This window comes from Methylobacterium sp. FW102-HT35C08 (assembly GCF_058790235.1).
The window spans coordinates 5,046,346-5,069,155 of sequence record NZ_JBYTCL010000002.1; the positions used below are offsets into that span (position 1 = coordinate 5,046,346).

General features: G+C 71.1%; 22 protein-coding genes. 18 read left to right on the forward strand and 4 right to left on the reverse strand.

Annotated elements, in window-relative coordinates; genetic code table 11:
• Nucleotides 1-11 precede the first annotated feature (11 nt).
• Together AC3WSN_RS23870 and AC3WSN_RS23875 are read right to left on the reverse strand one after the other, a co-directional pair.
• Nucleotides 12-1,064: an LLM class flavin-dependent oxidoreductase gene (locus AC3WSN_RS23870; RefSeq protein WP_492541373.1), complete on the reverse strand. Its 1,053-nt coding sequence runs from the start codon at nt 1,062-1,064 to the stop codon at nt 12-14.
• 4 nt (nt 1,065-1,068) lie between these two features.
• Complete coding sequence (locus AC3WSN_RS23875) at nt 1,069-2,058, reverse strand: aliphatic sulfonate ABC transporter substrate-binding protein (RefSeq protein WP_492543228.1); 990 nt, start codon at nt 2,056-2,058, stop codon at nt 1,069-1,071.
• Nucleotides 2,059-2,541: 483 nt separating this feature from the next.
• Here AC3WSN_RS23875 and AC3WSN_RS23880 point away from each other — a divergent pair, with 483 nt between their 5' ends.
• The 15 genes from AC3WSN_RS23880 to AC3WSN_RS23950 all read left to right on the forward strand — a co-directional run bounded on the left by AC3WSN_RS23880 (nt 2,542) and on the right by AC3WSN_RS23950 (nt 18,989).
• The gene (locus tag AC3WSN_RS23880) at nt 2,542-3,765 is read left to right on the forward strand and encodes an acyl-CoA dehydrogenase family protein (RefSeq protein WP_492541375.1); all 1,224 of its coding nucleotides are present in this window, start codon (nt 2,542-2,544) and stop codon (nt 3,763-3,765) included.
• Between the two features lie 351 nt (nt 3,766-4,116).
• Nucleotides 4,117-5,907: a thiamine pyrophosphate-requiring protein gene (locus AC3WSN_RS23885; RefSeq protein WP_492541377.1), complete on the forward strand. Its 1,791-nt coding sequence runs from the start codon at nt 4,117-4,119 to the stop codon at nt 5,905-5,907.
• 204 nt (nt 5,908-6,111) lie between these two features.
• Nucleotides 6,112-6,792 carry a response regulator transcription factor gene (locus AC3WSN_RS23890; RefSeq protein ID WP_192709662.1) on the forward strand — a complete coding sequence of 227 codons (681 nt, stop codon included), beginning with the start codon at nt 6,112-6,114 and terminating at the stop codon, nt 6,790-6,792.
• A gap of 183 nt (nt 6,793-6,975) precedes the next feature.
• Nucleotides 6,976-7,326, forward strand: coding sequence for a response regulator transcription factor (locus AC3WSN_RS23895; protein ID WP_373622181.1), 351 nt, complete (start codon nt 6,976-6,978; stop codon nt 7,324-7,326).
• Nucleotides 7,327-7,406: 80 nt separating this feature from the next.
• Nucleotides 7,407-8,357, forward strand: a complete 951-nt coding sequence (locus AC3WSN_RS23900) for an AraC family transcriptional regulator (RefSeq protein WP_492541380.1) — start codon at nt 7,407-7,409, stop codon at nt 8,355-8,357.
• An 87-nt stretch (nt 8,358-8,444) separates the two neighbouring features.
• Nucleotides 8,445-8,792: a carboxymuconolactone decarboxylase family protein gene (locus AC3WSN_RS23905; RefSeq protein WP_192709659.1), complete on the forward strand. Its 348-nt coding sequence runs from the start codon at nt 8,445-8,447 to the stop codon at nt 8,790-8,792.
• Between the two features lie 38 nt (nt 8,793-8,830).
• On the forward strand, nt 8,831-9,451 hold the full coding sequence (rclC, locus tag AC3WSN_RS23910; protein ID WP_192709658.1) for a reactive chlorine resistance membrane protein RclC: 621 nt from the start codon (nt 8,831-8,833) through the stop codon (nt 9,449-9,451).
• A 251-nt stretch (nt 9,452-9,702) separates the two neighbouring features.
• Nucleotides 9,703-10,149 carry a (2Fe-2S)-binding protein gene (locus AC3WSN_RS23915; RefSeq protein ID WP_492541383.1) on the forward strand — a complete coding sequence of 149 codons (447 nt, stop codon included), beginning with the start codon at nt 9,703-9,705 and terminating at the stop codon, nt 10,147-10,149.
• Nucleotides 10,150-10,159: 10 nt separating this feature from the next.
• Nucleotides 10,160-12,406 carry a xanthine dehydrogenase family protein molybdopterin-binding subunit gene (locus AC3WSN_RS23920; protein ID WP_492541385.1) on the forward strand — a complete coding sequence of 749 codons (2,247 nt, stop codon included), beginning with the start codon at nt 10,160-10,162 and terminating at the stop codon, nt 12,404-12,406.
• A gap of 46 nt (nt 12,407-12,452) precedes the next feature.
• The gene (locus tag AC3WSN_RS23925) at nt 12,453-13,460 is read left to right on the forward strand and encodes an SLAC1 anion channel family protein (protein ID WP_192709655.1); all 1,008 of its coding nucleotides are present in this window, start codon (nt 12,453-12,455) and stop codon (nt 13,458-13,460) included.
• Nucleotides 13,461-13,583: 123 nt separating this feature from the next.
• Complete coding sequence (locus AC3WSN_RS23930; protein WP_192709654.1) at nt 13,584-14,069, forward strand: winged helix-turn-helix transcriptional regulator; 486 nt, start codon at nt 13,584-13,586, stop codon at nt 14,067-14,069.
• A gap of 60 nt (nt 14,070-14,129) precedes the next feature.
• Nucleotides 14,130-15,290 (forward strand): HlyD family secretion protein, encoded by a 1,161-nt coding sequence (locus tag AC3WSN_RS23935; RefSeq protein WP_492541387.1) that lies wholly within the window; start codon nt 14,130-14,132, stop codon nt 15,288-15,290.
• Complete coding sequence (locus AC3WSN_RS23940) at nt 15,287-16,894, forward strand: DHA2 family efflux MFS transporter permease subunit (protein WP_492541389.1); 1,608 nt, start codon at nt 15,287-15,289, stop codon at nt 16,892-16,894. Before AC3WSN_RS23935 ends, AC3WSN_RS23940 begins: the two co-directional genes overlap by 4 nt.
• A gap of 49 nt (nt 16,895-16,943) precedes the next feature.
• Complete coding sequence (locus AC3WSN_RS23945) at nt 16,944-17,429, forward strand: DUF302 domain-containing protein (RefSeq protein WP_492541391.1); 486 nt, start codon at nt 16,944-16,946, stop codon at nt 17,427-17,429.
• A gap of 309 nt (nt 17,430-17,738) precedes the next feature.
• The gene (locus AC3WSN_RS23950) at nt 17,739-18,989 is read left to right on the forward strand and encodes a sensor histidine kinase (protein WP_492541393.1); all 1,251 of its coding nucleotides are present in this window, start codon (nt 17,739-17,741) and stop codon (nt 18,987-18,989) included.
• Between the two features lie 88 nt (nt 18,990-19,077).
• Here AC3WSN_RS23950 and AC3WSN_RS23955 read toward each other — a convergent pair whose 3' ends face one another.
• Complete coding sequence (locus tag AC3WSN_RS23955; RefSeq protein WP_373622182.1) at nt 19,078-19,209, reverse strand: hypothetical protein; 132 nt, start codon at nt 19,207-19,209, stop codon at nt 19,078-19,080.
• A gap of 145 nt (nt 19,210-19,354) precedes the next feature.
• Entirely contained in the window at nt 19,355-21,109 is a 1,755-nt protein-coding gene (locus tag AC3WSN_RS23960) for a DUF3369 domain-containing protein (RefSeq protein ID WP_492541395.1), read from the reverse strand.
• Nucleotides 21,110-21,243: 134 nt separating this feature from the next.
• On the opposite strand from AC3WSN_RS23960, the gene AC3WSN_RS23965 reads away from it, so the two are divergent.
• The 3 genes from AC3WSN_RS23965 to AC3WSN_RS23975 all read left to right on the forward strand — a co-directional run bounded on the left by AC3WSN_RS23965 (nt 21,244) and on the right by AC3WSN_RS23975 (nt 22,680).
• Nucleotides 21,244-22,005 carry a response regulator gene (locus AC3WSN_RS23965; protein ID WP_192709649.1) on the forward strand — a complete coding sequence of 254 codons (762 nt, stop codon included), beginning with the start codon at nt 21,244-21,246 and terminating at the stop codon, nt 22,003-22,005.
• Nucleotides 22,006-22,146: 141 nt separating this feature from the next.
• Nucleotides 22,147-22,413, forward strand: a complete 267-nt coding sequence (locus tag AC3WSN_RS23970) for a hypothetical protein (protein WP_492541397.1) — start codon at nt 22,147-22,149, stop codon at nt 22,411-22,413.
• Nucleotides 22,414-22,428: 15 nt separating this feature from the next.
• The gene (locus tag AC3WSN_RS23975) at nt 22,429-22,680 is read left to right on the forward strand and encodes a hypothetical protein (RefSeq protein ID WP_492541399.1); all 252 of its coding nucleotides are present in this window, start codon (nt 22,429-22,431) and stop codon (nt 22,678-22,680) included.
• Nucleotides 22,681-22,810: the final 130 nt, after the last annotated feature.

Consider the following 22,810-nt stretch of genomic DNA (forward strand, 5'->3'; position numbering starts at 1 on the left):
AACTCTCCGGGTCAGCGGACGCGTGGCAGGACCTGCTCGGCGAAGCGGCGCATCTCCGCCTCGAACGGCTGGAACTGCAGCATGAACAGCTCGATGCCGGCCGCGTGGAAGGCGCGGATCCGCTCCGCCACGGTCGCGTAGCTGCCCACCAGCCCGGCGGCCGTGCCGCCGTTGGTGCCGACATGCCGGCTGGCGGCCGCGTCGGTCTTGGCGAACATCACGCTGGCCCGGTCGGTCCGGGCGCGGGTGTCGGCGCGCAGGTCCGCGTCGCGCTGCGCCAAGGCGAGGAGCCGCGCGTGCTCCGCCTCCGCCTCCGCGTCGGTCGCCCTCGCGATCACGAAGGCCGAGAGGCCGTAGCGCAGCGGGCCGTTGGCCGCGGGACGGCGGGCGACGTCGGCGATGAGGGCCGCGACGCCCTCCAGCGGCTGGCCGTTGATGAACCAGACATCCGCATGGTCGGCGGCCAGCGCCCGGGCGGGCTCCGACTCGCCGCCGAGATAGATGGTCGGCCGCTTCCGGAACGTGCCGGCGGGGCGGAGCTGGTAGTCCTCGACCCGGAAATGCGCCCCCGCGAAGGTGACGCGCTCGCCGCGCATCAGCCGATCCACGAGGCCGATCCATTCGCGCCCGTAGGCGTAGCGGTCGTCGTGGGCCGGGAACGGCAGGCCGGCGCGCTCGAACTCGGCCTTGTTCCAGGCATTCACGAGGTTCAGGGCGAAGCGGCCGCCGCTGATATGCTCGATCTGGAGCGCCATCTTGGCGAGCACCACCGGATGGTAGAGCCCGGGCTTGATCGCCGCGATGATCTCGATGCGCCGGGTCAGCGCCGCGAGCGCCGCCGCCCCCGTCCAGGCCTCGAGCTGGTCGCGCGTCGGGTCGTAGGGGTTCATCGTGTGCTGGGCGACCAGCACGGAATCGAATCCCAGGGCCTCCGCCTCCAGGACCAGGGCGCGGTTGCGGTCCCAGCTGGCGTCGTCCGGCTCGTCGGGGTCGTGATGGGAGGCCCGGGAGCCGTGGACGGCCGCCCAGATGCCGAAGCGGGGCGCGTGGGACGGTCCGGCCATGGCCTCAGCCCCGCCCCGCCGGCGCCTGCCAGATCGGCACGTCGGTGGCGTCGATCCGGCGCGGGATGAGCTTGGCCTCGTAGAACACGTCGGCGATGGCCTGCTGCTCGCCGAGCTGGGCGCGGTCCACCGGCTCGACCGCGTAGGTGCGGCGGCTGTTGGCGGCGGCCACGACCGCGGGCGGCAGGTCGCCCCAGATCGGGGCCAGCAGCGCCACCGCCTCCTCCGGATTCGCCCGCATCCAGGCGCCGGCCTCGACCAGCGCCCGGTAGACGACCGCGACGACCTCCGGCTGCGCGGCGACGAAGCTGTCGTTGACGAGGTAGTAGCGATGGTAGCTCGTCAGGCCGGTGGCGTCGGCGACGACCCGCACCGGGCGCTTGGCCTGCGCGAAGGCGAGGAACGGGTCCCAGATCGACCAGGCGTCGAGGCTGCCCTGCTCGAAGGCGGCCGCGCCCTCGGGCGCCTGGAGGTAGGCCGGCTTGATGTCGGAAAAGCTCAGGCCGGCGCGCTTCAGCGCGGCGGCGAGCACGTAGTGGCTGCCCGAGCCCCGGGAGACGCCGACCGTGCGGCCCTTGAGGTCCGCGATCGTGCGGATCGGCGACTCCGCCGGCACGATGATCGCCTCGGCGGCCGGCGCGCCGCGCTCGCGGGCGTAGAAGGTCAGCGGCGCCTTGGCCGATTGCGTGAAGATCGGCACCGCGTCGGCGACGTCGGCGTGAATGTCGACGGCGCCAGCCGTCATCGGCTCGATCACGCTGGTGAACAGGTGCCAGCTCGGCGTGAAGCCCAGCGGCGCCAGGCGCTCGGCGAGCGTCCCCTTCACCTTCAGCACGGTGAACAGCACCGAGGAGCGCTGCATGCTGATCTTCACCTCGCGGAGGCCGGCCCGCACCGCCGGCGCGCCGAGCGCCAGGGTGGCGGCCACGCCGAGGCCGGCGTGCAGCAGGGACCGGCGGGACGGGGCGATCCGGCTCAACGTGTCGTCGGTCATCACGGTCTCGTGGATCTCGAAGCTGTGCCCGGACGGCGTGCCGGAGCTGCTGTGGAAGGCACGATCCTGCGAAGATCCGCGTCGCATCCCGTCCTGCTTCTATTGAAGACCGTTACGAACGACAGGATCAATGGAACGATGTTTCTATTTCTAAGGCGGATGTAAAACGCCATCCTTCATAGATGGGCATCAGCAGCAGTGTCGTCTTTCCGATGTCGGCCGCGAAAAGCACCGGTCGGATCGATGGGCCAGCCCGGACCGGGGATCGCCGCGCGCGTTCTTCGCAGCAGAGGAAGGTTCGCGGAAAGAAAAGGTTTTTCTTCAAGGGTCGACTTATAAATCGAAGATGTTTGCGAACCGGCCCTGGCGAGATGATGCTTTCAAAAGTCTGGCGAACTCTCGATTCAGCTTGAGGTCACCGGACAACTCCTCGATTCCAGGGTGAGGCGCCGCGGCGCTGGTCAGGATCGGGAACGGGAAGCCATGTCGCAGACGGAAGCGGGCTGGGGCGCGGGTCCGAGTGCGCGCTACGAGACGCTGGCGGACCGGTTCCGTCCGGTCTTCGCCGAGATCCGCGCCAACGCGGCCGAGCGGGACCGCGCCCGCATCCTGCCCCACGCCGAGATCGGCTGGCTGCGGGAGGCGACCTTCACCACCCTGCGCCTCGCCCCGGAGCAGGGCGGCCACGGCGCCAGCCTGCCCGAGCTGTTCGCGCTCCTGATCGAGCTGTCGAGCGCCGATTCCAACGTCACCAACGCGTTGCGCGCGCATTTCGGCTTCACGGAGGACGCCCTGTGCGCCTCCTCCGACGCGTGGCGCACCGCCTGGATCGCCCGGATCGGGGCCGGCGCAACGATCGGCAGCGGGGTCTCGGAAACCGGGCCGGCCAAGGTCGGCGCCTTCGACACGGTGGTGCGGCGGCGGGACGGCGGGTTCGTGGTGGACGGCCGGAAGTTCTACACCACCGGCTCGCTGTTCGCGGATTACATCCACCTCTCGGCCGAGGATGAGACGGGCGGGGCCGTGACCGCTGCCGTTCCGGTCCGGGCGCCCGGCGTCACAATCGTCGATGACTGGGACGGGTTCGGGCAGGCGCTGACCGCCAGCGGCACCGTGACCTTCGAGGGCGTGGCGCTCGATCCGGACCTGATCAAGCCCGATCCGGCCCGCTTCCCCTACGCGATGGCGTTCTTCCAGCTGGTGCACCTCGCGACGCTCGCCGGCATCGGCCGAGCGGCCGCCGAGGACGTGGCGCGGCTCGTGGCCGAGCGCACCCGGGTCTACAGCCACGGCAATGCCGGGCGCAGTGCGGAGGATCCGCAGATCCAGGCGGTGGTTGGCCGCGTCCGGGCCAATGCCTACGCGGCCGGCGCCGTTGTGCTCAAGAGCGCCGAATCCCTCCAGCGGGCCTACGCGGCGCATCAGGCCGGCGACGGGCCGGCCACCGAGCGGGCGACGACGCTCGCCGATGTCGAGGTCAACCAGGCCGTGAGCGTGGTCACGGACCTCGTGCTGCAGGCGACGACGTCGCTGTTCGACGCGCTGGGCGCCTCGGCCTTGAAATCGGGGCTCGGCCTCGACCGGTACTGGCGCAACGCCCGCACCATCGCGTCCCACAATCCCCGGATCTACCGGGACCGCATCGTCGGGACCTTCGCGATCACGGGCGCGCCGCCGCCGCGGCAGTACCGCGTCGGCACGGCGTGAGGCGCGTCGCCGGGGACGGTATCCGGTGACCGGGCGGTTGAGGCCGTCCCGGGCATGACCAGCGCCGCGCGGGAGGCGGCCCCGTAGCCCGAGAGGGCGCAGGTGCCCGTCGTCTGTATGTCGCCGCCGCGTAACTCCTCGGCACCGCCGATCCTGATGGTTCGGCCGCCCGATGCCGCATCACGCGCGCGTCAGAGCGCGCCGCGGGGTGGTCAGGAACACGGTTTCCGGTGTCGGGTTGGCCAAGCACGCAGCAGCGCTCCACGGCGGCACGAGCCGTTTCCGATCCGCAGCCCGCAGGCCCGATCCTGCGTGCACGGCGCCACGGCCGCTCATAGTCCAAGGATTCACATGGCCGACGCCGTCGCCGACTTCTTCTGGAAGCGTCTGGCCGAATGGGGGGTGAAGACGATCTTCGGCTACCCCGGGGACGGCATCAACGGCCTGCTCGGCGCCCTTCAGCGCAACGACCTGCCCTTCGAGTTCATCCAGGTCCGCCACGAGGAGATGGCGGCCTTCATGGCGACCGCCTACGCCAAGTTCACCGGTGAGGTCGGCGTCTGCCTCGCCACCTCCGGTCCCGGCGCGACCCACCTGCTCACCGGCATGTACGACGCCTATTCGGACCACGTGCCGCTGCTCGCCATTGCCGGCCAGCAGGCCCGCAACGTCAACGGCGCGCATTACCAGCAGGAGCTCGACCTCACGAGCGTCTACAAGGACGTCGCCGCCTATGTGCAGCAGGCCTCCGCGCCCGCCCAGGTCCGCCACATCGTCGACCGCGCCATGCGCATCGCCAAGGCCGAGCGGAAGGTCGCGGCGATCATCCTGCCCAACGACCTGCAGGACGTTCCCTACGAGGGGCCGGTGCGCAAGCACGGCAACACCTTCTCGGGCGTCGGCTACACCGCGCCGAAGGTCGTGCCCTTCGACGGCGACCTGCGTCGGGCGGCCGACGTGCTCAATGCCGGCCAGAAGGTCGCGATCCTGGTCGGCGCCGGCGCGCTCCACGCCACCGACGAAGTCATCGCGGTGGCCAACAAGCTCCAGGCCGGCGTCGCCAAGGCGCTGCTCGGCAAGGCCGCGCTGCCGGACGACCTGTCCTTCGTCACCGGCACGATCGGCCTGCTCGGCTCCAAGCCGTCCTCCGACATGATGGCCGAATGCGACACCCTGCTGATGGTCGGCTCGGGCTTCCCCTGGGCCGAGTTCCTGCCCGAGGAGGGGCAGGCCCGCGGCGTGCAGATCGACATCGCGCCGGAGATGCTGTCGCTGCGCTACCCGATGGAGGTGCCGCTCTGCGGCGAGGCCGCCGAGACGCTCACCGCCCTTCTGCCGCTCCTCGACCAGAAGAAGGAGGGCGGCGCCTGGCGGACCGGGATCGAGAAGAACGTCGCCTCCTGGTGGAAGGAGGCCGAGGACCGGGCGATGGCCAAGGCCAACCCGGTCAACCCCCAGCGGGTAACCTGGGAGCTCTCGCCGCGCCTGCCCGAGCGGGTGATCGTCACCTCGGATTCCGGCTCCTGCGCCAACTGGTACGCCCGCGACCTGAAGATGCGCCGGGGCCAGATGTGCTCGCTCTCGGGCGGCCTCGCCTCGATGGGCGCGGCGGTGCCCTACGCCATCGCCGCCAAGGTGGCGCATCCCGACCGGCCGGTGATCGCGCTGGTCGGCGACGGCGCCATGCAGATGAACAACATGGCCGAGCTGATCACGGTGGCGAAGTACATGCATCGCTGGTCGAACAAGACCTGGATCTGCTGCGTGTTCAACAACGAGGACCTGAACCAGGTGACCTGGGAGCAGCGGGTGATGGAGGGCAACCCGAAATTCGAGGCGAGCCAGACCATCCCGAACGTGCCCTACCACAAGTTCGCCGAGCTGATCGGACTGAAAGGCCTCTACGTGGATGACCCGGCGCAGGTCGGCCCGGCCTGGGACGAGGCGCTGGCGAGCCCGGTGCCGGTGGTGCTGGAGGTCAAGACCGATCCCGAGGTGCCGCCGTTGCCGCCATTCTTCACCCTGGAGCAGGTCAAGAACTTCATGTCGATGCTGGGCAAGGGCGACTCGAAGGAGCGCCATCTGCTCGCCGACACCGCCCGGCAGGTGCTGAGTTCCGTCCTGCCCGGCGACAGGACGTAGGGCGGCCGCCCGCTCCGACCTGATCAACCCTCCGATCCGGGCCGCGGACCGGCGCTCTTGCACAAGCCGCGGGACACGCCGGTCGCGACGATCGTGAAAGCCCTTCCAGCCCGATCACGCGCGCTTGATCGCGCGGCGTCGATCTCTGTAAGCACACCTGTCAGGGGTGCGCTCGCATAGGACTGCAAGGGCTCGTTGATGACGATGGCAGGCAACACCCGGGGCGTCGCGGTCAGGACGGCCGCCGACGCGAAGGCTCCGCCGCTGGTGGTCATCGTCGAGGATGACGAGGGTGTCCGCGACGGGCTGCAGGATCTGCTCCGGTCGGTGGGCCTCGACACGATCGCCTTCGACTCGACGCGCGGTCTGCTCGCCGCGGCCCTGCCGAACCGTCCCGGCTGCCTGGTCCTGGACGTCCGGCTGCCCGGCTCGAGCGGCCTCGAGCTCCAATCGAAGCTGGTTGCGATGGGCAACCGCATGCCGATCATCTTCATGACCGGCCACGGCGACATTCCCATGAGCGTCCAGGCCATGAAGGCCGGCGCCCTCGACTTCCTGACGAAGCCGTTCCGCGATCAGGACATGCTGGATGCGATCGCGGTCGCGATCGAGCGGGATCGGGCGCGGCGCGCCGCGAGCGCGGGCGTGGCCGAGATCGAGGCGCTCGCCGCCACCCTGACGGCGCGGGAGGCCGAGGTGATGCATCACGTGGTCAAGGGTCTCTTGAACAAGCAGATCGCCCACGCGCTCGGCATCAGCGAGATCACGGTCAAGATCCACCGCGGCAACGTCATGCGGAAGATGGCGGCCGGGTCCGTCGCCGACCTCGTGCGCAAGACCGAGATGTTGAAGACGAGGGCAGAGAGCTGCCGGCCGACCGGGTGACCGGATGCGCGCGATGATCGTCAGTGAGACGGATGCACCGGCTGTCCGGCCCGAGGGAAACGGCGGCCGGCCGGACCAACCGAACGTATAATATCGGGATCACTGCGATCGGCGCATTGAGTTCAGACCATCCGCCGGCGGGACGCCTCGAAAGGAACATCTGTGTCGGCTGGAAAGAAAGCCGTGGCGGTCGTCGACGACGACGAGGCCGTTCTGGATGCGACATCCAGCTTCCTCGAAGCGCTGGGCTACGACCCGCGGGCCTTCAACTCGGGCGAGGCGTTCCTGGCCTCGGGCCTCACGGGTGATGTGTCCTGCCTGCTGACGGACATCAACATGCCCGGCCTCAACGGCCTGGATCTGCAGGAGCGCGTGCGGCGGGTCCGGCCGGCCCTGCCCGTCATCCTGATGACGGCGCTGACGGACGACACCACGCGGCTTCGTGCCTTCGCGGGGGGGGCCCGCGATCTCCTGCGCAAGCCGCTGGCGGCCGACGACCTGATCCGCTGCCTGGAAGACACGATCGGGGCCTGAAACCGGTCGTGTCTCAGGCGCGTGGCGGCGCGGTGCAGGATCATCACCCGGTGGAGCGCGCGCAGCATGGGACGGGACGCATGACGGCGACGGGGGGCGACGATCCGTTGAGCGGGCTCGCGCCCCTGCTGCGCGTGCGGCCGCATCTGGACGATGTCTGCCGCTTCGGCGGGAGCTGGGCCGCCCCGCATTCGCCGGAGCCGACCCGGCAGGCCTATTTCCACATCGTCACGCGCGGCCAGGCCGTTCTCCGGCGACCGGAGGGCGACCCGCTCCAGATCGCCGCCGGGGACATCCTGCTGCTGCCGCGCGGCGACGCGCACACCCTCCACAGCGCGGGACCGTTGCCGCAGGCCAGGCTGCCCGTCGCCGTCCAGCACCGGCACGACCTCCGGTTCAAGACCACCGTCGGGGCCGAGCCGGATGTCGAGCTGATCTGCGGCCGCCTGCACTTCGAGGCCGCGCCGCAGAACCTGATCGTGACCGCTCTGCCGGACCTCGTCGTCCTGAGCGTCGGCGCGCAGCCGCTGGCGACACGGTTCGAGCCCCTCCTCGTCGGCATCCGCGAGGAGCTGAGCGACGGGCGCGCCGGAGCCGTCGCGGTCGCCGAGAATCTCGCGAGCGCGCTGTTCATGATGATGCTGCGCGCGCATCTCGAAGCCGCGGCGCCCGCCGAGGGCCTGCTGCGCCTGCTCGGGCGGCCGGTGACCGCCCGGGCGGTGCTCGCGATGGTGCGCGATCCCGTGCGCGACTGGACGCTGGACGAACTCGCCGCTCTCTCCGCCGCCTCGCGGGCGAGCCTCGTGCGCGCCTTCCGGAAGGCCGCCGGCATTGCGCCCCTGGAATTCCTCACCGATCTGCGGCTGGGCCTCGCCCGTCATCGTCTGCGAGCCGGCACCGTCCCGCTCGAGGTCCTGGCGGTGGAGGTCGGCTACCAGTCCGCAGCCGCCCTCAGCCGGGCGTTCCTGCGCAAGTACGGGATCCGCCCCGGCCACGTCCGACAGGCCGAACACCCCGCCGATCCAGGCTGATCCGCGCGGTCATACGCTTGCGCCGCCCGGCCATCGAGGGCGCGGCCGGCCACGATTACCTTCCTCGTCATCACGAAGGAGGCCGTCATGGCCATGATCGATTGGAACACGTACCGCCAGCAAGTCACGGCCGGCGTCGGACACTTCGCCAAGCTCAGCCCCGACACGGTGCGCGGCTACGGCACCCTGAGCACCGCCGGCCAGAAGACCGGCCAGCTCGACGCCAAGACCCGCGAGCTGATCGCGGTCGCGGTGGCGATCTCCCTGCGCTGCGACGGCTGTATCACGGTCCACACCGACGCCGCCCGCAAGCTCGGCGCCACCGAGGCCGAGCTGGCCGAAGCCCTCGGCGTCGCCACCAGCATCAATGCCGGCGCCGCGGTCGTCTACGCGACGCGTGCCCTCGACGCCTTCGCGGCCTCCGCCGAGGCCTGACCCTGCACGCCCGTCCGCTTGAGCAAAGGAATCGTGTCATGAACACGCAGATCCGTCGCGTCCTCGGCCTCGTCTCCGGGCCGGAATCGAACCGCCTCGGCCTTCAGGCCATGCGGGTCGCCATCGCCATCATCTTCCTCTGGATCGGCGCGCTCAAGTTCGTGCCCTACGAGGCCGACAGCATCACGCCGTTCGTCGCCAACAGCCCGGTGATGGCGTTCTTCTACGCCCACCCGGACCAGTACGCGCAGCACCTCACCCATGAGGGCGAGCTGAATCTCGCCGCGCGTGCCTGGCAGGCCGCCAACCACACCTACGCGTTCTCCCGCGGCCTGGGCACGGTGGAGCTGCTGATCGGCCTGCTCGTCCTCGTCGGGCTGGTGTCGCGGCGGCTCGGCCTCGCCGGGGCGGTGCTGGCCTTCCTCACCCCGGTTGTGACCCTGTCGTTCCTGGTCACCACGCCGGAGGCCTGGGTGGCCGCCCTGGGCGATGCCGAGCACGGCTTTCCCTACCTGTCGGGAGCCGGTCGCCTCGTCCTGAAGGACGTGACCCTCATGGCCGGCGCGTGGCTGGTCCTCGCCGACAGCGCCCGCGCCGTCCTTGAGCAGACGTCGACCCGCACCGCCCCCGCGGGGCTCGTGCCGGCCGCGAAGGCGTAATTGATTGCTGGGCGGGGGCTGCACGGCCGCCCCCGCCACCGAGGTTCGGAGCACCCCCGGTCGGCCATCGCTCGGGGTGATGACCCCTAACCTTCGTATGATTCCGAACCGCTTCCGACGCCTGTACGCCCGTTCGAACAGGACGCGATCGCGAAGCACCGCATTCGTGGCGCGCCTTCGAGAGTTTCGTGGCGCCAGGACAAATGGATCCGGCGCGATAACCCTTGCCACGTTGTGGAAGAGGTCGAACGATGATCCAGCTCACGATCAACGCGCGCCAATACACGGTGGATGCGGAGCCCGACACGCCGCTGCTGTTCGTCCTGCGCGACAGCCTCGGGCTGACCGGCACCAAGTACGGCTGCGGCATCGGCCAGTGCGGCGCCTGCACGGTGCTCCTCGACGGCGCGGCGACCCGCTCCTGCCAGATCCCGCTCGAGAGCGTCGGCACCCAGGCGATCACCACCATCGAGGCGATTGAGCAGGATCCGGTCGGCGCCAAGGTCGTGGCTGCCTGGGTCGGCATCGAGGTGCCGCAATGCGGCTACTGCCAGTCCGGCCAGGTCATGGCCGCCACAAGCCTGCTCAAGCAGACCCCAAAACCCTCGGACGCTGACATCGCCGGCGCCATGACCAATCTCTGCCGCTGCGGCACCTACAACGCCATCGCCGCCGCCGTGCGGCAGGCCGCCGCCTGAGGAGGGCCCCATGACCGACCTCACGCCCCTCCGCCGCGCCGACCGTCGCGAGCCAGTCCGCAACCTCTCCCGCCGCGGCTTCCTCGGCGCAGCCTCCGGCGCGCTCTTCCTCGGAATCGGCCTGCGGCTCGAGCCGGCCGCCGCGCAGACCCGCGCAGAAGGCCCGGCGGCCGTTGCGCCGAAGCCCGGCACCCGGGTCGCCGCCTTCCTGGAGATCCGTCCCGACAACTCGGTGCGCCTGCTCAGCCCGTTCGTGGAGGGCGGACAGGGCATCAACACCGGGCTCGCTCAGACCATCGGCGAGGAACTCGACCTCGACCCGGCCCGCTTCACGGTCGAATGCGCCCCGCCCGGGCCGGACTACGCCGTCGTCAACGGCCTACGCATGACCGGCGGCTCGTTCTCGACCCGCTCCAGCTTCGAGGCCATGCGCCGGCTCGGCGCCACCGCCCGCGAGATGCTGCTGCGCGCCGCCGCCGCCAAGCTCGCCGTGCCGCAGGACAGCCTGACCACCGGGGATGGCCGCGTGGTCCACGCCGCCTCCGGCCGGAGCCTCGGCTACGGCGAGCTCGCCGCCGCCGCCCTCGCCCTGCAGCCGCGCGACGACGTCCCGCTGAAGGACCCGAAGGCCTTCCGCTGGATCGGCAAGCCGGTGGCGCGCCTCGACATGCGCGACAAGTCCACCGGCCGGGCCGTCTACAGCATCGACATCCGCCAGCCCGGCATGCTGCACGCCGCCGTCCAGCACGCGCCGCATCTCGGCACCGAGCCGGAGGCGATCGCCAACGAGGCGGAGGTCCGGGCGATGCCGGGCGTCCAAGCCGTCCAGCGCCTGCCGGGCGCAGTGGCGGTGGTGGCCGACACGTGGTGGCGGGCGCGCAAGGGCGCGGAGGCGCTGCAGGTCACGTGGTCCAAGCCGGCCCCCGACGGCATCGCCACCGTGTCGGCCGGCTTCTCCTCGGCCGCGATGCTGGCGGCCCTGAAGGGCGCGACCGAGCCTGGCATCCCGGCCGAGCAGGCGGGCGACCCGGACGCCGCCTTCAAGGGCGCCGCCAAGGTCGTCGCGGCGGAATACGACGCCCCCTACCTCGCCCACGCGCAGCTGGAGCCGCCCTCGGCGGTGGCGAGCTTCGCCGCCGACGGCAGCCTCGACCTGTGGCTGCCCAACCAGATGCCCGAGCTGTTCCAGCAGATCGCCGCCAAGACCGCCGGGCTGCAGCCCGATCAGGTCCGGATCCACTCGCCGATGCTCGGCGGCTTCTTCGGGCGCCATTTCTACTACGGGCCGGCGAACCCGTTCCCGCAGGCGATCCTGCTCGCCAAGGCCCTGGGCAAGCCGGTGCGGGTGCTGTGGTCGCGCGAGGAGGAGTTCGGCATGGACGCGCTGCGGCCCCTGAGCTTCGCGCGCTTCCGCGCCGCGCTCGGGCCCGACGGGATGCCGGTGGCGCTCGAGACGACGGCCGTCGGCGAGGGCCCGATCGGGCGCTGGTTCGGCGCGCTGTTCAAGTCGCCGGTCGATTCCTCGGTGGTGGAGGGCCTCGACCAGAAGCCCTACGCGATCCCGAACCGGAAGCTCAGCTACGTGAAGGTGCCCCACCCGGTGACGATCGCGTTCTGGCGCTCGGTCGGGCACTCGATGAACGACTACTTCTACGAGAGCTTCCTCGACGAGATCGCCCAGGCCGGCGGCCAGGACCCGTTCGCCCTGCGGATGGCGCTCCTGAAGGACAGCCCCCGCCATCGGACGCTGCTGCAGGCGGTGGCGGATCTGGCCGGCGGCTGGAAGCCGGGGCCGTTCCAGGCGCCGGACGGGACGCGCCGGGCGCGGGGCGTGTCGATGGCCTCGCCGTTCGGTTCCGAGACGGCGACGATCGCCGAGGTCTCGCTCAAGGATGGCGAGGCGCGGGTGCACGACCTGTGGATCGCGATCGATCCGGGCCGCGTGGTCAACCCGGCGATCGTGAAGCGTCAGGTGGAGAGCGCGGCGGCTCTGGGCCTGTCGTCGACGCTGCTGGAGCAGGTCGTCTACGAGGGCGGGCAGCGCCAGGCACGGAACTTCGACGCCTACCCGATCCTCGATCGGGATCGGATGCCGCGGGTGCATGTGGCGATCGTGGAGAGCGGCGCGCCGATGGGCGGCATCGGCGAGCCAGGTCTGCCGGGCGTGCCGCCGGCGGTGGTCAACGCGGTGGCTCTGCTCACCGGCCAGCGCCTGCGCAGCCTGCCGCTGGCCAAGGCGCGCCTCTCTGGGGCGTGATGCAAAAGCTGCGCGGGGCGCGGCGACGGGACTTGGAGGATACGCGATGACGACGGCAGCCGCGCAGACGCCCCGATGGGCGCTGTTCAGGACCGGCCCCCGCTTCGAGTACCTGCCGGTCGCCCTGTTCGGATCGGTGATGGGGCTGACCGGCCTGAGCGTCGCGTGGCGGCTTGCGGCCCTGCGCTACCCTCTGCCGGGCCTCGTGGCGGACCTGATCGGGTGGGCGGCGCTCGCCGCCTTCCTCGCCCTGGCCGCGGCCTACGGGATGAAGGCGGTCACGGCGTGGCCGACCGTCGTCGCGGAGTTCCGGCACCCGATCGCCGGCAACCTGTTCGGGACCGTGCTGATCAGCCTGCTGCTGCTGCCGCTGGTCCTGGTCCGCGTCAGCCCGCTCCTGGCCCAGGGTGTCTGGATCCTGGCCGCCGCCGGCATGCTGGTCTTCGCGGTGATGATCGTCAGCCGCTGGATGAGCAGCCGCCAGCAGCTCGCGCACGCGACGCCCGCCTGGATCGTGCCGGTGGTCGGGCTCCTCGACGTGCCGCTCGCCGCCCCGGTCCTCGGCCTGCCGCACACGCAGACCGTGACCCTGCTGGCGCTGAGCGTCGGCCTGTTCTTCGCCGTGCCGCTCTTCACCCTCGTCTTCGCGCGCCTCGTGTTCGAGGAGCCGCTCGCGCCGGCAATGCGGCCGACGCTGATGATCCTGGTCGCGCCCTTCGTGGTGGGCTTCTCGAGCTACGCCGCGACGCTCGGGCGGATCGACGCGTTCGCCGAGGGGCTGTTCCTGATCGGCCTGTTCGTCTTCGTGATCCTCGTCGGCCTGCTCCGGGACCTGCCGCGATGCTGCCCGTTCCGGGTGTCGTGGTGGGCCGTGAGCTTCCCGGCGGCCGCGACCGCCGTGGCCGCCCTGCGCTACGCCGAGCACGCGCAGAGCGGCCTCGCCGACGCTTTGGCGCTGCTGCTCCTCGCCTTCGCGACGGGGCTGATCGGGGCGCTCGCCCTGCGGACCCTGACCGGCATCGCGCGCGGCGAGCTACGCGCCCTCAGCGGCTGAGACGCCGTCGCACCGGACCGCGCGGAGCCGCACGCCATCGCGGCCCGCGCGACCGGCACCCACCACCATCGAATGTGCGAAATGTCACTTGCTTGATGAAAGTCATATTCGATAACTTGCATCATGCAACGGACCTCCTTCGATCAGATGCAGTGCCCGGTCGCCCGCTCCCTGGATCGGGTCGGCGAGTGGTGGAGCATCCTCATCCTGCGCGACGCCTTCTACGGGCTGACGCGCTTCGACCAGTTCGCGCAGAGCCTCGGCATCGCGCCCAACATGCTGACGCGCCGCCTGAAGGCGCTGTGCGAGGCCGGGCTGATGGAGCGGCGGCTCTACCAGGAGCGGCCCGCGCGCTACGAGTACGTGCTCACCGACAAGGGCCGGGACTTCCGGCCCGTGCTGTGGACCCTGTTCGCCTGGGGCAACCGCCACCTCGCCCCGGAGGGCGAGAGCGTGAGCCTCATGGACCCCGAGACCGGGTTGCCGGTCGATCCCGTCGTGGTCGACCGGCGCACCGGCCGGCCGCTCTCCGACGGCGTCCGCGTCGTCGCCGGGCCGGCGGCGAGCCCGCGGCTGCGGCGGCGCTTCGAGCGCCAGACCGCGCTTTGACCGGCAGGCGCACAGAACCAAGAGCACGGGCCAGGGGCACGGGGTCAGGAGCACGGGACCATGAGCGGCGCGGCGGCGATGGACGGGTTCGTGGAGGCGGTTCCGGCCGATGCGGCGGCCGGTCGGCGGCGATCCCGCAAGCGTGCGGCCGCCGCGTGCCTCGTGGTTCTCGCTCTGGCGGCGGGGTCGGCCTATGGCCGCTCTTGGTGGGAGACTGGCCGCTTCCTGGAGAGCACCGACGACGCCTATGTCGGCGGGGACGTCACCGTTCTCGCGCCGCGCGTGTCGGGCTTCGTGACGGAGATGCTGGTCACCGACAACCAGCGGGTCCAGGCCGGCGACCTCCTGCTGCGGATCGACGACCGCGACTACCGGGCGGCCCTGGCCAGGACCGAGGCGGCGGTGGCCGGCCAGGAGGCCACGCTCCTCAACCTCGACGCCACCCGGCACCTGCAGGAGGCCGTGATCGCGCAGGGGGGCGCCGATCTCGCGGCCGCGGAGGCCGAAGCCGCCCGCACCCGGTTCGACTACACCCGCTACCGGCAGCTCTCGGCCAGCCAGTACGCGTCCGAGCAGCGCTTCCAGCAGGCCGACGCGGACGACAAGAAGGCCCGTGCGGCGGTTGAGAAGGCGCGCGCCACCCTCGATGCGGCGCAGCGGCGGATCGCCGTCATCGAGACGCAGAAGCGGCAGGCCGAAGCCGCCCGCGCCCAGGCCGTGGCCGAGCGCGACACGGCGCGGCTCAACCTCGGCTACACGGAGATCCGGGCGCCGATCGCCGGGGTGGTCGGCAACCGCAGCGCCCGCACCGGCTCCTACGCGACGCCGGGGGCCGGCCTGATCGCCCTGGTGCCCGCGCAGGGTCTCTGGGTCGACGCGAACTTCAAGGAGAGCCAGCTCGCCGAGATGCGGCCCGGCCAGTTCGCGACCGTCGTGGCCGACGTGCGTCCGGGCGAGACCTTCACGGGCCATGTCGAGAGCCTGGCGCCGGCGACCGGCGCGCAGTTCAGCGTGCTGCCGCCCGAGAACGCCACCGGCAACTTTACCAAGATCGTCCAGCGCGTGCCGGTGCGGATCCGCCTCGACGGCGAGGCCGGACGGCTCGGCCGCCTGCGGCCCGGCCTGTCGGTGACCGCCTCGGTCGACCGCCGCGGCGGCGCGCCCGAGCCCGACGCGCCGGCCCAAGGCGCGGGCGTCGTCGTCGGTCAGCTCACCCGATGAGGGCCGCGGCCGTCACCGGCGGCGCCAAGGCCCCGCCCCGGGAGACCCCCGCCCCGCTGAGCGAGGGCCAGAAGGTCTTCGCCTTCGCGGTGATGTGCATCGGCTTCTTCATCGCGCTCCTGGACATCCAGATCGTCTCGGCCTCGCTGAAGGATATCGGCGGCGGCCTGGCGGCGAGCCCGGATGAGGTCGCCTGGGTCCAGACCAGCTACCTCATCGCCGAGATCATCGTGATCCCGCTCTCGGGCTTCCTGGCCCGGGTGATGTCGACGCGCTGGCTGTTCTGCGTCTCGGCGGCGGGATTCACCGCGACCTCGCTGCTCTGCGGCTGGGCCTGGGACATCGAGAGCATGATCGTCTTCCGGGCGCTCCAGGGCTTCCTGGGCGGCTCGATGGTCCCGACCGTCTTCACCACCGCCTTCGCGTTCTTCCCCGGCAAGAAGATCCTGGTGGCCGCCGCGACCATCGGGGCGCTGTCGTCGCTGGCGCCGACCCTGGGGCCGACGGTGGGCGGCTGGATCACCGACAATTACTCCTGGCACTGGCTGTTCTTCGTCAATCTGGTGCCCGGGATCTTCGTCGCCGTCGTGGTGCCGTTGCTGGTGCGGGTCGACGAGCCCGAGCCGGCACTCCTGAAGTCCACCGACTGGCTGGGCATCGCCCTGATGGCCGTGTTCCTCGGCTGCCTCGAATACACGCTCGAGGAGGGGCCACGCTGGAACTGGACCGAGGACGCCACCATCCGGACCACGGCCTGGCTGTCCGGGCTCGCCGGCGTCGGCTTCCTCTGGCGCAGCCTCACCTACGCCCACCCGATCGTCGACCTGAGGGCGCTCAGGAGCCGCAACTTCGCGCTGGGCTGCCTGTTCTCGTTCGTCACCGGCATCGGGATCTTCGCCACGATCTACCTGACGCCGCAGTTCCTGGGTCAGGTGCGCGGTTTCTCGGCCCTGCAGATGGGGCTCGCCATCTTCTCCACCGGCGTGTTTCAGGTGATGGCGATCCCGGTCTACGCCGTCCTGGCCAGGCGGATCGACCTGCGCTGGCTGATGATGTTCGGGCTCGGCCTGTTCGGGTTGAGCATGTGGTCGTTCACGCCGATCACGCACGAGTGGGGCTGGCGCGAGCTGCTGTGGCCGCAGGCGATGCGCGGCTTCGCGCAGCAATTCGCCGTGGCGCCGACCGTGACGCTGACGCTCGGCGGCCTCGCGCCGGCCAAGCTGAAGCTCGCCTCCGGGCTGTTCAACCTGATGCGCAACCTGGGCGGCGCCATCGGCATCGCGGCCTGCGCGACGATCCTCAACGACCGCACCAACCTGCACTTCCTGCGGCTGGCCGAGCACCTGAACCCGACGAACCCGGCGATGCTCGACCTCCTGCGCGGGATGGAGGCGCGCATATCGGGCAGCTTCGCGGGTGATCCCGAGCACGGCCACGTCGCCGCCCTGCGGCAGCTCCGGTCGCTCACGCTGCGCGAGGCGCAGACCATGACCTACGCCGACGCCTTCACGGCCATCGCGCTCTGCTTCGCCCTGGCCACCGCGCTGGTGCCGCTGATGCGCAAGGTTGCCCCGCCGAAGGGGCCCTCCGCCGACGCGCACTGACCCGGGGGACCGAGGCAGGGCCGAACCCGCCAGACACGGAGACAGCGTCATGGCCATGACCGCATCGACCACGCCCATCACGATCGAGCACGTGACGATCCCTTCGACGAAACCCTTCGACGCCGTGCGCCAGGCCCTGGAGGATGCGGTCCCGCCCCTCGATCACGGCTACGCGGCCCTCGTCCAGGCAGGCCGGGCCGAGGAGGCGCGCAGCCAGCTCGCGCGCGCGGCCCCGCTCTCGATCTTCGGTCAGCGCGATCACGGCGCTCTGCTGCGGATCGCTGGCCTGGAGCGCAAGGCCATTCAGTACGACATCGGCAACCCGCTGACCGCCTCCCGCATGACGCGCCACGTGCTCTCGGCGGCCCTGTACGCGCCGATCCGGGTGCTGCTGCGGGAGGGCGCCGACGGCGTCGCGTTCGAGTACGACCGGCCGGCGACCGCCTTCGGCCAGTTCCACGATGCGGCTGTCGATGCGGTGGCGCGCGATCTGGACGCGCAGCTGCGGGCGACGCTGATCGCGGCGGCCGCGTGACCGGCCCTCCGGGAGCCCAGCCCCGCCCGGTTGCGCATCGCCTTCGGCGTCTCGGGAGCGCGCGATCGCGGATCAGCACGCGGCCGCACGCAGAAGCCGCCGGATGAACGGGGCGGAGACTTGGCGGCAAAGCTGCATGGCCTTACCCGTCCCGCGACCGAAGTGGAGCTTCCCGATGACGCGCACCGTGGACGTGGCCGGGTGGCGGCCTATGCCAACCTGGGCGCGCGGACTGACGCGGTCGCGGGCTGAGCCCGCGCCAGCGCGCGCGGGACACGGCGCCCGCAGCCCTGCCCAGGGACGGCCGGCATGAGCGTCGGACTCGCGCCCGCGGCCGATCGGCTGATCGTCAGCACCGAGGCCGATTGGAACGACGCCTGGTACCTGGTCTGCATGAAGGTCTCGACGATCGGCTTCGTCGTCGTCGACGCGCGCGAACGCGTCGCCGCCATCGACGCGCTGCGGGCCGCCGGGATCGCCGACATCTCCGGCTATCTCGACGTCCATCCCGCCGTGGCGGACCGGCTGCGGCACGGGATGGTCATCCTCGACGTCAACGAGGCGGCCGTACGGATGTTCGGCGCCGCCGGCCGCGCGGACATGATCGGGCAGCGCACGCAGCGCTTCTTTGATCCGCTCTGCACCGCGCAGGTCAATTCGGCGCGGGCCTTCGCGGCCGGCGCCACCGCGTTCCAGCAGCAGGCGCACAGCGTCCGGCTGGACGGGAGCCGCTTCGAAACGCTCTTCTGCGTGGTGCCGCGGGCGGACGGGGCGACCTCCGGCCTGTGGCTGGCCTCCTTCGTCGACATCACCGAACACGTTCAGAGGCAGACATCCCTCAACACGTTGCGCGACGAGCTCGCGCATGTCGCCCGGATCTCGACCCTGGGCGAACTCTCCGCCTCCATCGCCCACGAGATCGGCCAACCGCTGTCGTCGATCGGCATGACCGCCGGGGCCATGCTGCGCCTCCTCGACCGGGACGATCTCGACCGGGACCTGCTCCGGCGGCAATGCCAGCGCATCGTCGATCAGGTCGCCCGCGCCGGCGACATCATCGATCGCACGCGCCGCATGGCCACCAAGCGGGACAGCGTCCGGACGCTCGTTTCCGTGGCGGAGGTCCTGACGGAATCCGTGCAGTTCGTGCGGCACGATCTCGACCGCATCGACGTCCGGTTCAGCCTCGCCTGCACCGGCGGCGACGCGCTGGTCCAGGCCGACCGGATCCAGCTGCAGCAGGTCTTCGTCAATTTGCTGATGAACGCCATCCAGGTTCACCGGCACGCCCGCACGACGATGCCGGAGATCATGATCGAGACGTCCGATCACGGCGCGTCCGTCGTGATCGACATCCTCGACAACGGGCCGGGCATCGACCCGGGGAACGCCGAGAGGCTGTTCGACGGGTTCTTCACCACGCGCGCCGAAGGGCTCGGCCTGGGTCTCGGGATCTGCCGCACGATCGTCGCGGCGCATGGCGGCTCGATCGAGGCGGGCGCTAGAAGCCAAGCGCCGGGCGCCCGCTTCTCCGTCCGTCTGCCGCTCCATCGGACGTGAACGGGCCGCCCAATGCGTGCGCCCGCGATGCGGCGGGGCGGGGCGTCGGGCTGCGAAGTGCCGTCGATCTCGGACCGTCCGGATGGCCCTAGACGAAATGGGCCGGCAGCGCCAACGCTTGCGCGGACTGGATCAAGGCCAGCGCCAGACCGCTGATCATGGTCCAGGTCACGATGCGGTCCGCGCCGGTCACGCTGTTGGTCATCATCCGGGTGGCCATCCGTCGTCTCCCCCTCACCACAAAAGCGGGTCGGCTGTTCTGGGATGACTGTATGGCCAAGCTGGTTTGCGTGCGGATTGCGTCGATTGTTGCGTGCTTCGAGCGGATCACGGGAGCCCCGGTGACAGGCTCCTGACGCGCCGGCTCAGATCAACCCCACGGCCTCTTCCGGAAAGCGGATCGCGAACACCGCCCCGAGCCCGGGTCCCGCGCTCTCGGCCGTGGCGCGGCCCCCGTGCAGCTCGGCGATGCGGCGGACGATCGAGAGGCCGAGACCCGTGGAATTCTCGCCGCCGGTGGGTTTCGCCGAGAGGCGCTGGAAGCGCCCGAACACCCGGGTCGAATCCTCCGGCGACAGGCCGGGCCCGTGATCGGCGACCGCGCAGACCAGCTCCGCACCCCGCGGACCCGGCTCGCGGCTGACCCGCACGGTGATCGCGCCGCCGGCCGGGCTGTACTTGATCGCGTTGGAGACGAGGTTGTCGAGGGCCTCGCGCAGGCGCTCGGCGTCGCCGCAGAGGAACAGCTCGTCCGGGCCTTCGCAGACCAGGGTCTGGCCCTTGGCGTCGGCCAGCGGCCGGTCGGCCTCGCAGACCTCCCGGGCGAGGCCCGCGAGGTCGACGGGCTCGCGGCGCAGGCTGATGTCGAGGGCGTCGTTCATCGCGTCCGCCATGAGGCTGTCGATCATGGTCGTCAGCCCCTTGGCGCTGGCGCGCACGTGCTGCACCTGCGCGCGCATCTGTTCGCGGTCGCCCTGCATGTCGATCAGGTCGGACAGCATCTCGGCGCGGCCGAGGATCACCGCCAGCGGGTTCTTCAGGTCGTGCGCGATGGTGCCGAGGATCTCGGTCTTGAGGCTGTTGGCCCGCCGCAGGTCCGAGCGCTGCAGGTCCAGCCGGCGGTTCGCCCGGATCAGCTCGGCGGTGCGCTCGACCACCCGCCGCTCCAGGCTGGCGTTGGTCTGCTGCAGCCGCTCGTAGAGGATGACGTTGTCGAAGGCGATCGACAGCCGGCTCGTGAACAGCGCGATGAGCGAGCGGTCGGTCTCGGAGAGCTGCCGGTCGGCCTCGATCAGCGCGACGATCTCGCTGCCGCTCGCGGTGTGCAGGTACAGGGTCGACCAATGCTCGCCGAAGCTGTGGCGGCGCTCGGCGAAGGCCCGCTCGACGAGGGGTTGCACCCGTTCCTCCAGCGGCCAAGCCGGCTCGCGGCCCGCGTAATGTCCGTAGCAGCCGGACCCGGCCAACACGCAGAAGCGCTCCTGCGGGGCCGCGGTCTCGCGCAGGACCAGGATGCCCGCGCAGGCGACGTTCAGGAGCGAGGCGACCTGGGTGAGGACGCCCTCGGCCAGCCGCTGCATCGACTTGTGGTCGAGGAGCATCGGGGCGGCGTCGATGATGATCTCCAGCCCGCGCCGGGTCTCGTCGAGGCGCTTGAGCTGCTGGAAGGCGCGGAGCGCCGCGGTGAGGCTGGTGAACAGCTTGTCGGCGGTGAGTTCGGTCTTCGCCTTGTAGTCGTTGATGTCGTAATCGACGATGATCCGCCGCTCCGGCGCCTGGCCGGGCTGGCCGGTCCGCAGGATGATCCGGACCGTCTCCTGCCGGAGCTCGCGCCGGATGTAGTCGACGAGGTCCAGCCCGGCGTTGTCGGTCTCCATCACCACGTCGAGCAGCACCACCGCCACGTCGCGGCGCTCGGCGAGCAGCACCCGCGCCTCCGCGGCCGAGCGGGCTGTGAGGATCTCCAGGCCGCGCCCGTCGAGGGTGTAGCTCGCCAGGGCGTAGCGGGTGCCGTCATGGACCGCCGGATCGTCGTCGATCACGGCGATGACCCACGCCCCCGCATTCGGTTTCGCCTCATCGAGATCGTCCGGAATCAGCGTGAGGGTGTCGTCATCCATGGCTGTGGCCTGAAATGCTGCTCGAAACCTGACGAGTACGCTAGCAATCGTGTTGAAAACTTGTCACGCTATCGTGATCCGATACGATTCCTACATTCGTTCCAGAGCGAAGCCGGAAAGTGCGCACAGCTGCGATGACCATTCCAGACAGCCCCGCCCTCGGCACCGCCCGTGGCGGCGCGGTGATGCCTTCTATTGCCGTGGTCGATGACGAGGCAGCGACCCGCGAGATGGTGGGGGATTACCTGAAGCTCCACGGGTTCTCGGTGGTCCTGTGCGACGGCGGACGCGCCCTGCGGGAGCACCTCGTCCGGCAGAGCCCGGACCTGATCGTGCTCGACCTGAACATGCCCGAGGAGGATGGGCTCTCCATCGTGCGCGACCTCAAGGCCCGGACGGCGATCCCGATCATCATGCTCACCGCCACGGCGAGCGCGATCGACCGGGTGGTCGGGCTGGAACTCGGGGCCGACGATTACCTGCCCAAACCGTGCGAGTTGCGGGAACTGGTCGCCCGGGTGCGCTCCGTGCTGCGTCGCGTGCAGGCGCCGGGCGCAGCGCCGGTGCCGAACCCGGACGTGGGACGCCGGATTCGGTTCGGGACCAAGTGGCTGGAACTCGACGCCCTGCGCCTGAGCGACGATGCCGGCCTCGAACAGGCGCTCACCCGCTCGGAATTCGATCTGCTGAAGGCGTTCGCCGACAACCCGCGGCGCGCCCTATCCCGCGAGCGGCTGCTCGATCTCGCCGATGCCCGCGACCCGGACGCGTTCGACCGCGCCATCGACGTGCGGATCAACCGCATCCGCAAGAAGGTCGAGCCGGATCCCGGCAATCCGCGCTACATCCGCACGGTCAGGGGCCTCGGATACATCTTCCGGCCTGAGGGAGACTAATGAAGGGTACCGAAACATTGCGTCCCGGTCGGCGGACGCAACATTTCGGCGCTCGGACCAGCCGGGACGCAATAACCGCGGCACGGAAAGCCCCTATCAGCGTGGCAGGACCGAGGGCCGAGGCGGCCCGGAGGACAGGCCATGCGACATGTGATCGGACCCTCGTCGGCCGCGGCGGCCGGCACGCTCTGCGTTCTGGCGCTCGTCGGCCTGGTCGCCCCGGGCGGCGCGGCGCCGGTGGCGGATCGTGATGCGCGGGCCTCCGCCGCGTCTCTCCGTGACGGCGCACCCTGTGCCGGCGCGGCCTGGCCGTACCCGCCGGGCGCCTGTGCGGGCCCCAGCGAAGCGGATGCGCCGCCCCGCCGCGTGCGGCTCATCGCGGTCGAGCCCGCGCCCGGCCCGCGGTGAGAGGCGGGGGCCGCCATGCCGCATTTCAGCGACGATCCCGGCGCCGGCGACGATCCCGACCTGCTGCGCCGGCTGCACCTCATGCTGCACGGCCGGGATCCCGCGCCGCGGCGCCCGCCGACCCCGGCGGAACGCTTCGGCGTGCCGGCGCCGCTCGGCGCGTCAACGCCGCACGGCGTGCCAACGCCGCGCGATGGCGCGCGTGATCCGCAGGATGCGGCGCTGGCCGGTCCCGACCCGCGACCGGCCGGATCCCGACCCCGCTGAGACCGCGCGGGGCGGGTGGCTGCGACGCCGTCTGTGCGAGCGCAGCGACGCGATCCAGCAGCGCCGCACCGACCGGACGCGCGCAGCCCTGGGTCACGTCGCTGCGCGCGTGATGACGGAGCGGACGGCA

Bases quoted from the DNA above. Each gene is read 5' to 3' on its own strand.
- AC3WSN_RS23885 (WP_492541377.1), top strand. From the start codon at position 4,117: ATGGCCGACGCCGTCGCCGACTTCTTCTGGAAGCGTCTGGCCGAATGG.
- AC3WSN_RS23905 (WP_192709659.1), top strand. From the start codon at position 8,445: ATGGCCATGATCGATTGGAACACGTACCGCCAGCAAGTCACGGCCGGC.
- AC3WSN_RS23890 (WP_192709662.1), top strand. From the start codon at position 6,112: ATGGCAGGCAACACCCGGGGCGTCGCGGTCAGGACGGCCGCCGACGCG.
- AC3WSN_RS23930 (WP_192709654.1), top strand. From the start codon at position 13,584: ATGCAACGGACCTCCTTCGATCAGATGCAGTGCCCGGTCGCCCGCTCC.
- AC3WSN_RS23875 (WP_492543228.1), bottom strand. From the start codon at position 2,058: ATGACCGACGACACGTTGAGCCGGATCGCCCCGTCCCGCCGGTCCCTG.
- AC3WSN_RS23925 (WP_192709655.1), top strand. From the start codon at position 12,453: ATGACGACGGCAGCCGCGCAGACGCCCCGATGGGCGCTGTTCAGGACC.
- rclC (WP_192709658.1), top strand. From the start codon at position 8,831: ATGAACACGCAGATCCGTCGCGTCCTCGGCCTCGTCTCCGGGCCGGAA.
- AC3WSN_RS23900 (WP_492541380.1), top strand. From the start codon at position 7,407: ATGACGGCGACGGGGGGCGACGATCCGTTGAGCGGGCTCGCGCCCCTG.
- AC3WSN_RS23960 (WP_492541395.1), bottom strand. From the start codon at position 21,109: ATGGATGACGACACCCTCACGCTGATTCCGGACGATCTCGATGAGGCG.
- AC3WSN_RS23955 (WP_373622182.1), bottom strand. From the start codon at position 19,209: ATGGCCACCCGGATGATGACCAACAGCGTGACCGGCGCGGACCGCATC.
- AC3WSN_RS23945 (WP_492541391.1), top strand. From the start codon at position 16,944: ATGGCCATGACCGCATCGACCACGCCCATCACGATCGAGCACGTGACG.
- AC3WSN_RS23915 (WP_492541383.1), top strand. From the start codon at position 9,703: ATGATCCAGCTCACGATCAACGCGCGCCAATACACGGTGGATGCGGAG.
- AC3WSN_RS23920 (WP_492541385.1), top strand. From the start codon at position 10,160: ATGACCGACCTCACGCCCCTCCGCCGCGCCGACCGTCGCGAGCCAGTC.
- AC3WSN_RS23975 (WP_492541399.1), top strand. From the start codon at position 22,429: ATGCCGCATTTCAGCGACGATCCCGGCGCCGGCGACGATCCCGACCTG.
- AC3WSN_RS23880 (WP_492541375.1), top strand. From the start codon at position 2,542: ATGTCGCAGACGGAAGCGGGCTGGGGCGCGGGTCCGAGTGCGCGCTAC.
- AC3WSN_RS23940 (WP_492541389.1), top strand. From the start codon at position 15,287: ATGAGGGCCGCGGCCGTCACCGGCGGCGCCAAGGCCCCGCCCCGGGAG.
- AC3WSN_RS23950 (WP_492541393.1), top strand. From the start codon at position 17,739: ATGAGCGTCGGACTCGCGCCCGCGGCCGATCGGCTGATCGTCAGCACC.
- AC3WSN_RS23935 (WP_492541387.1), top strand. From the start codon at position 14,130: ATGAGCGGCGCGGCGGCGATGGACGGGTTCGTGGAGGCGGTTCCGGCC.
- AC3WSN_RS23870 (WP_492541373.1), bottom strand. From the start codon at position 1,064: ATGGCCGGACCGTCCCACGCGCCCCGCTTCGGCATCTGGGCGGCCGTC.
- AC3WSN_RS23965 (WP_192709649.1), top strand. From the start codon at position 21,244: ATGACCATTCCAGACAGCCCCGCCCTCGGCACCGCCCGTGGCGGCGCG.
- AC3WSN_RS23970 (WP_492541397.1), top strand. From the start codon at position 22,147: ATGCGACATGTGATCGGACCCTCGTCGGCCGCGGCGGCCGGCACGCTC.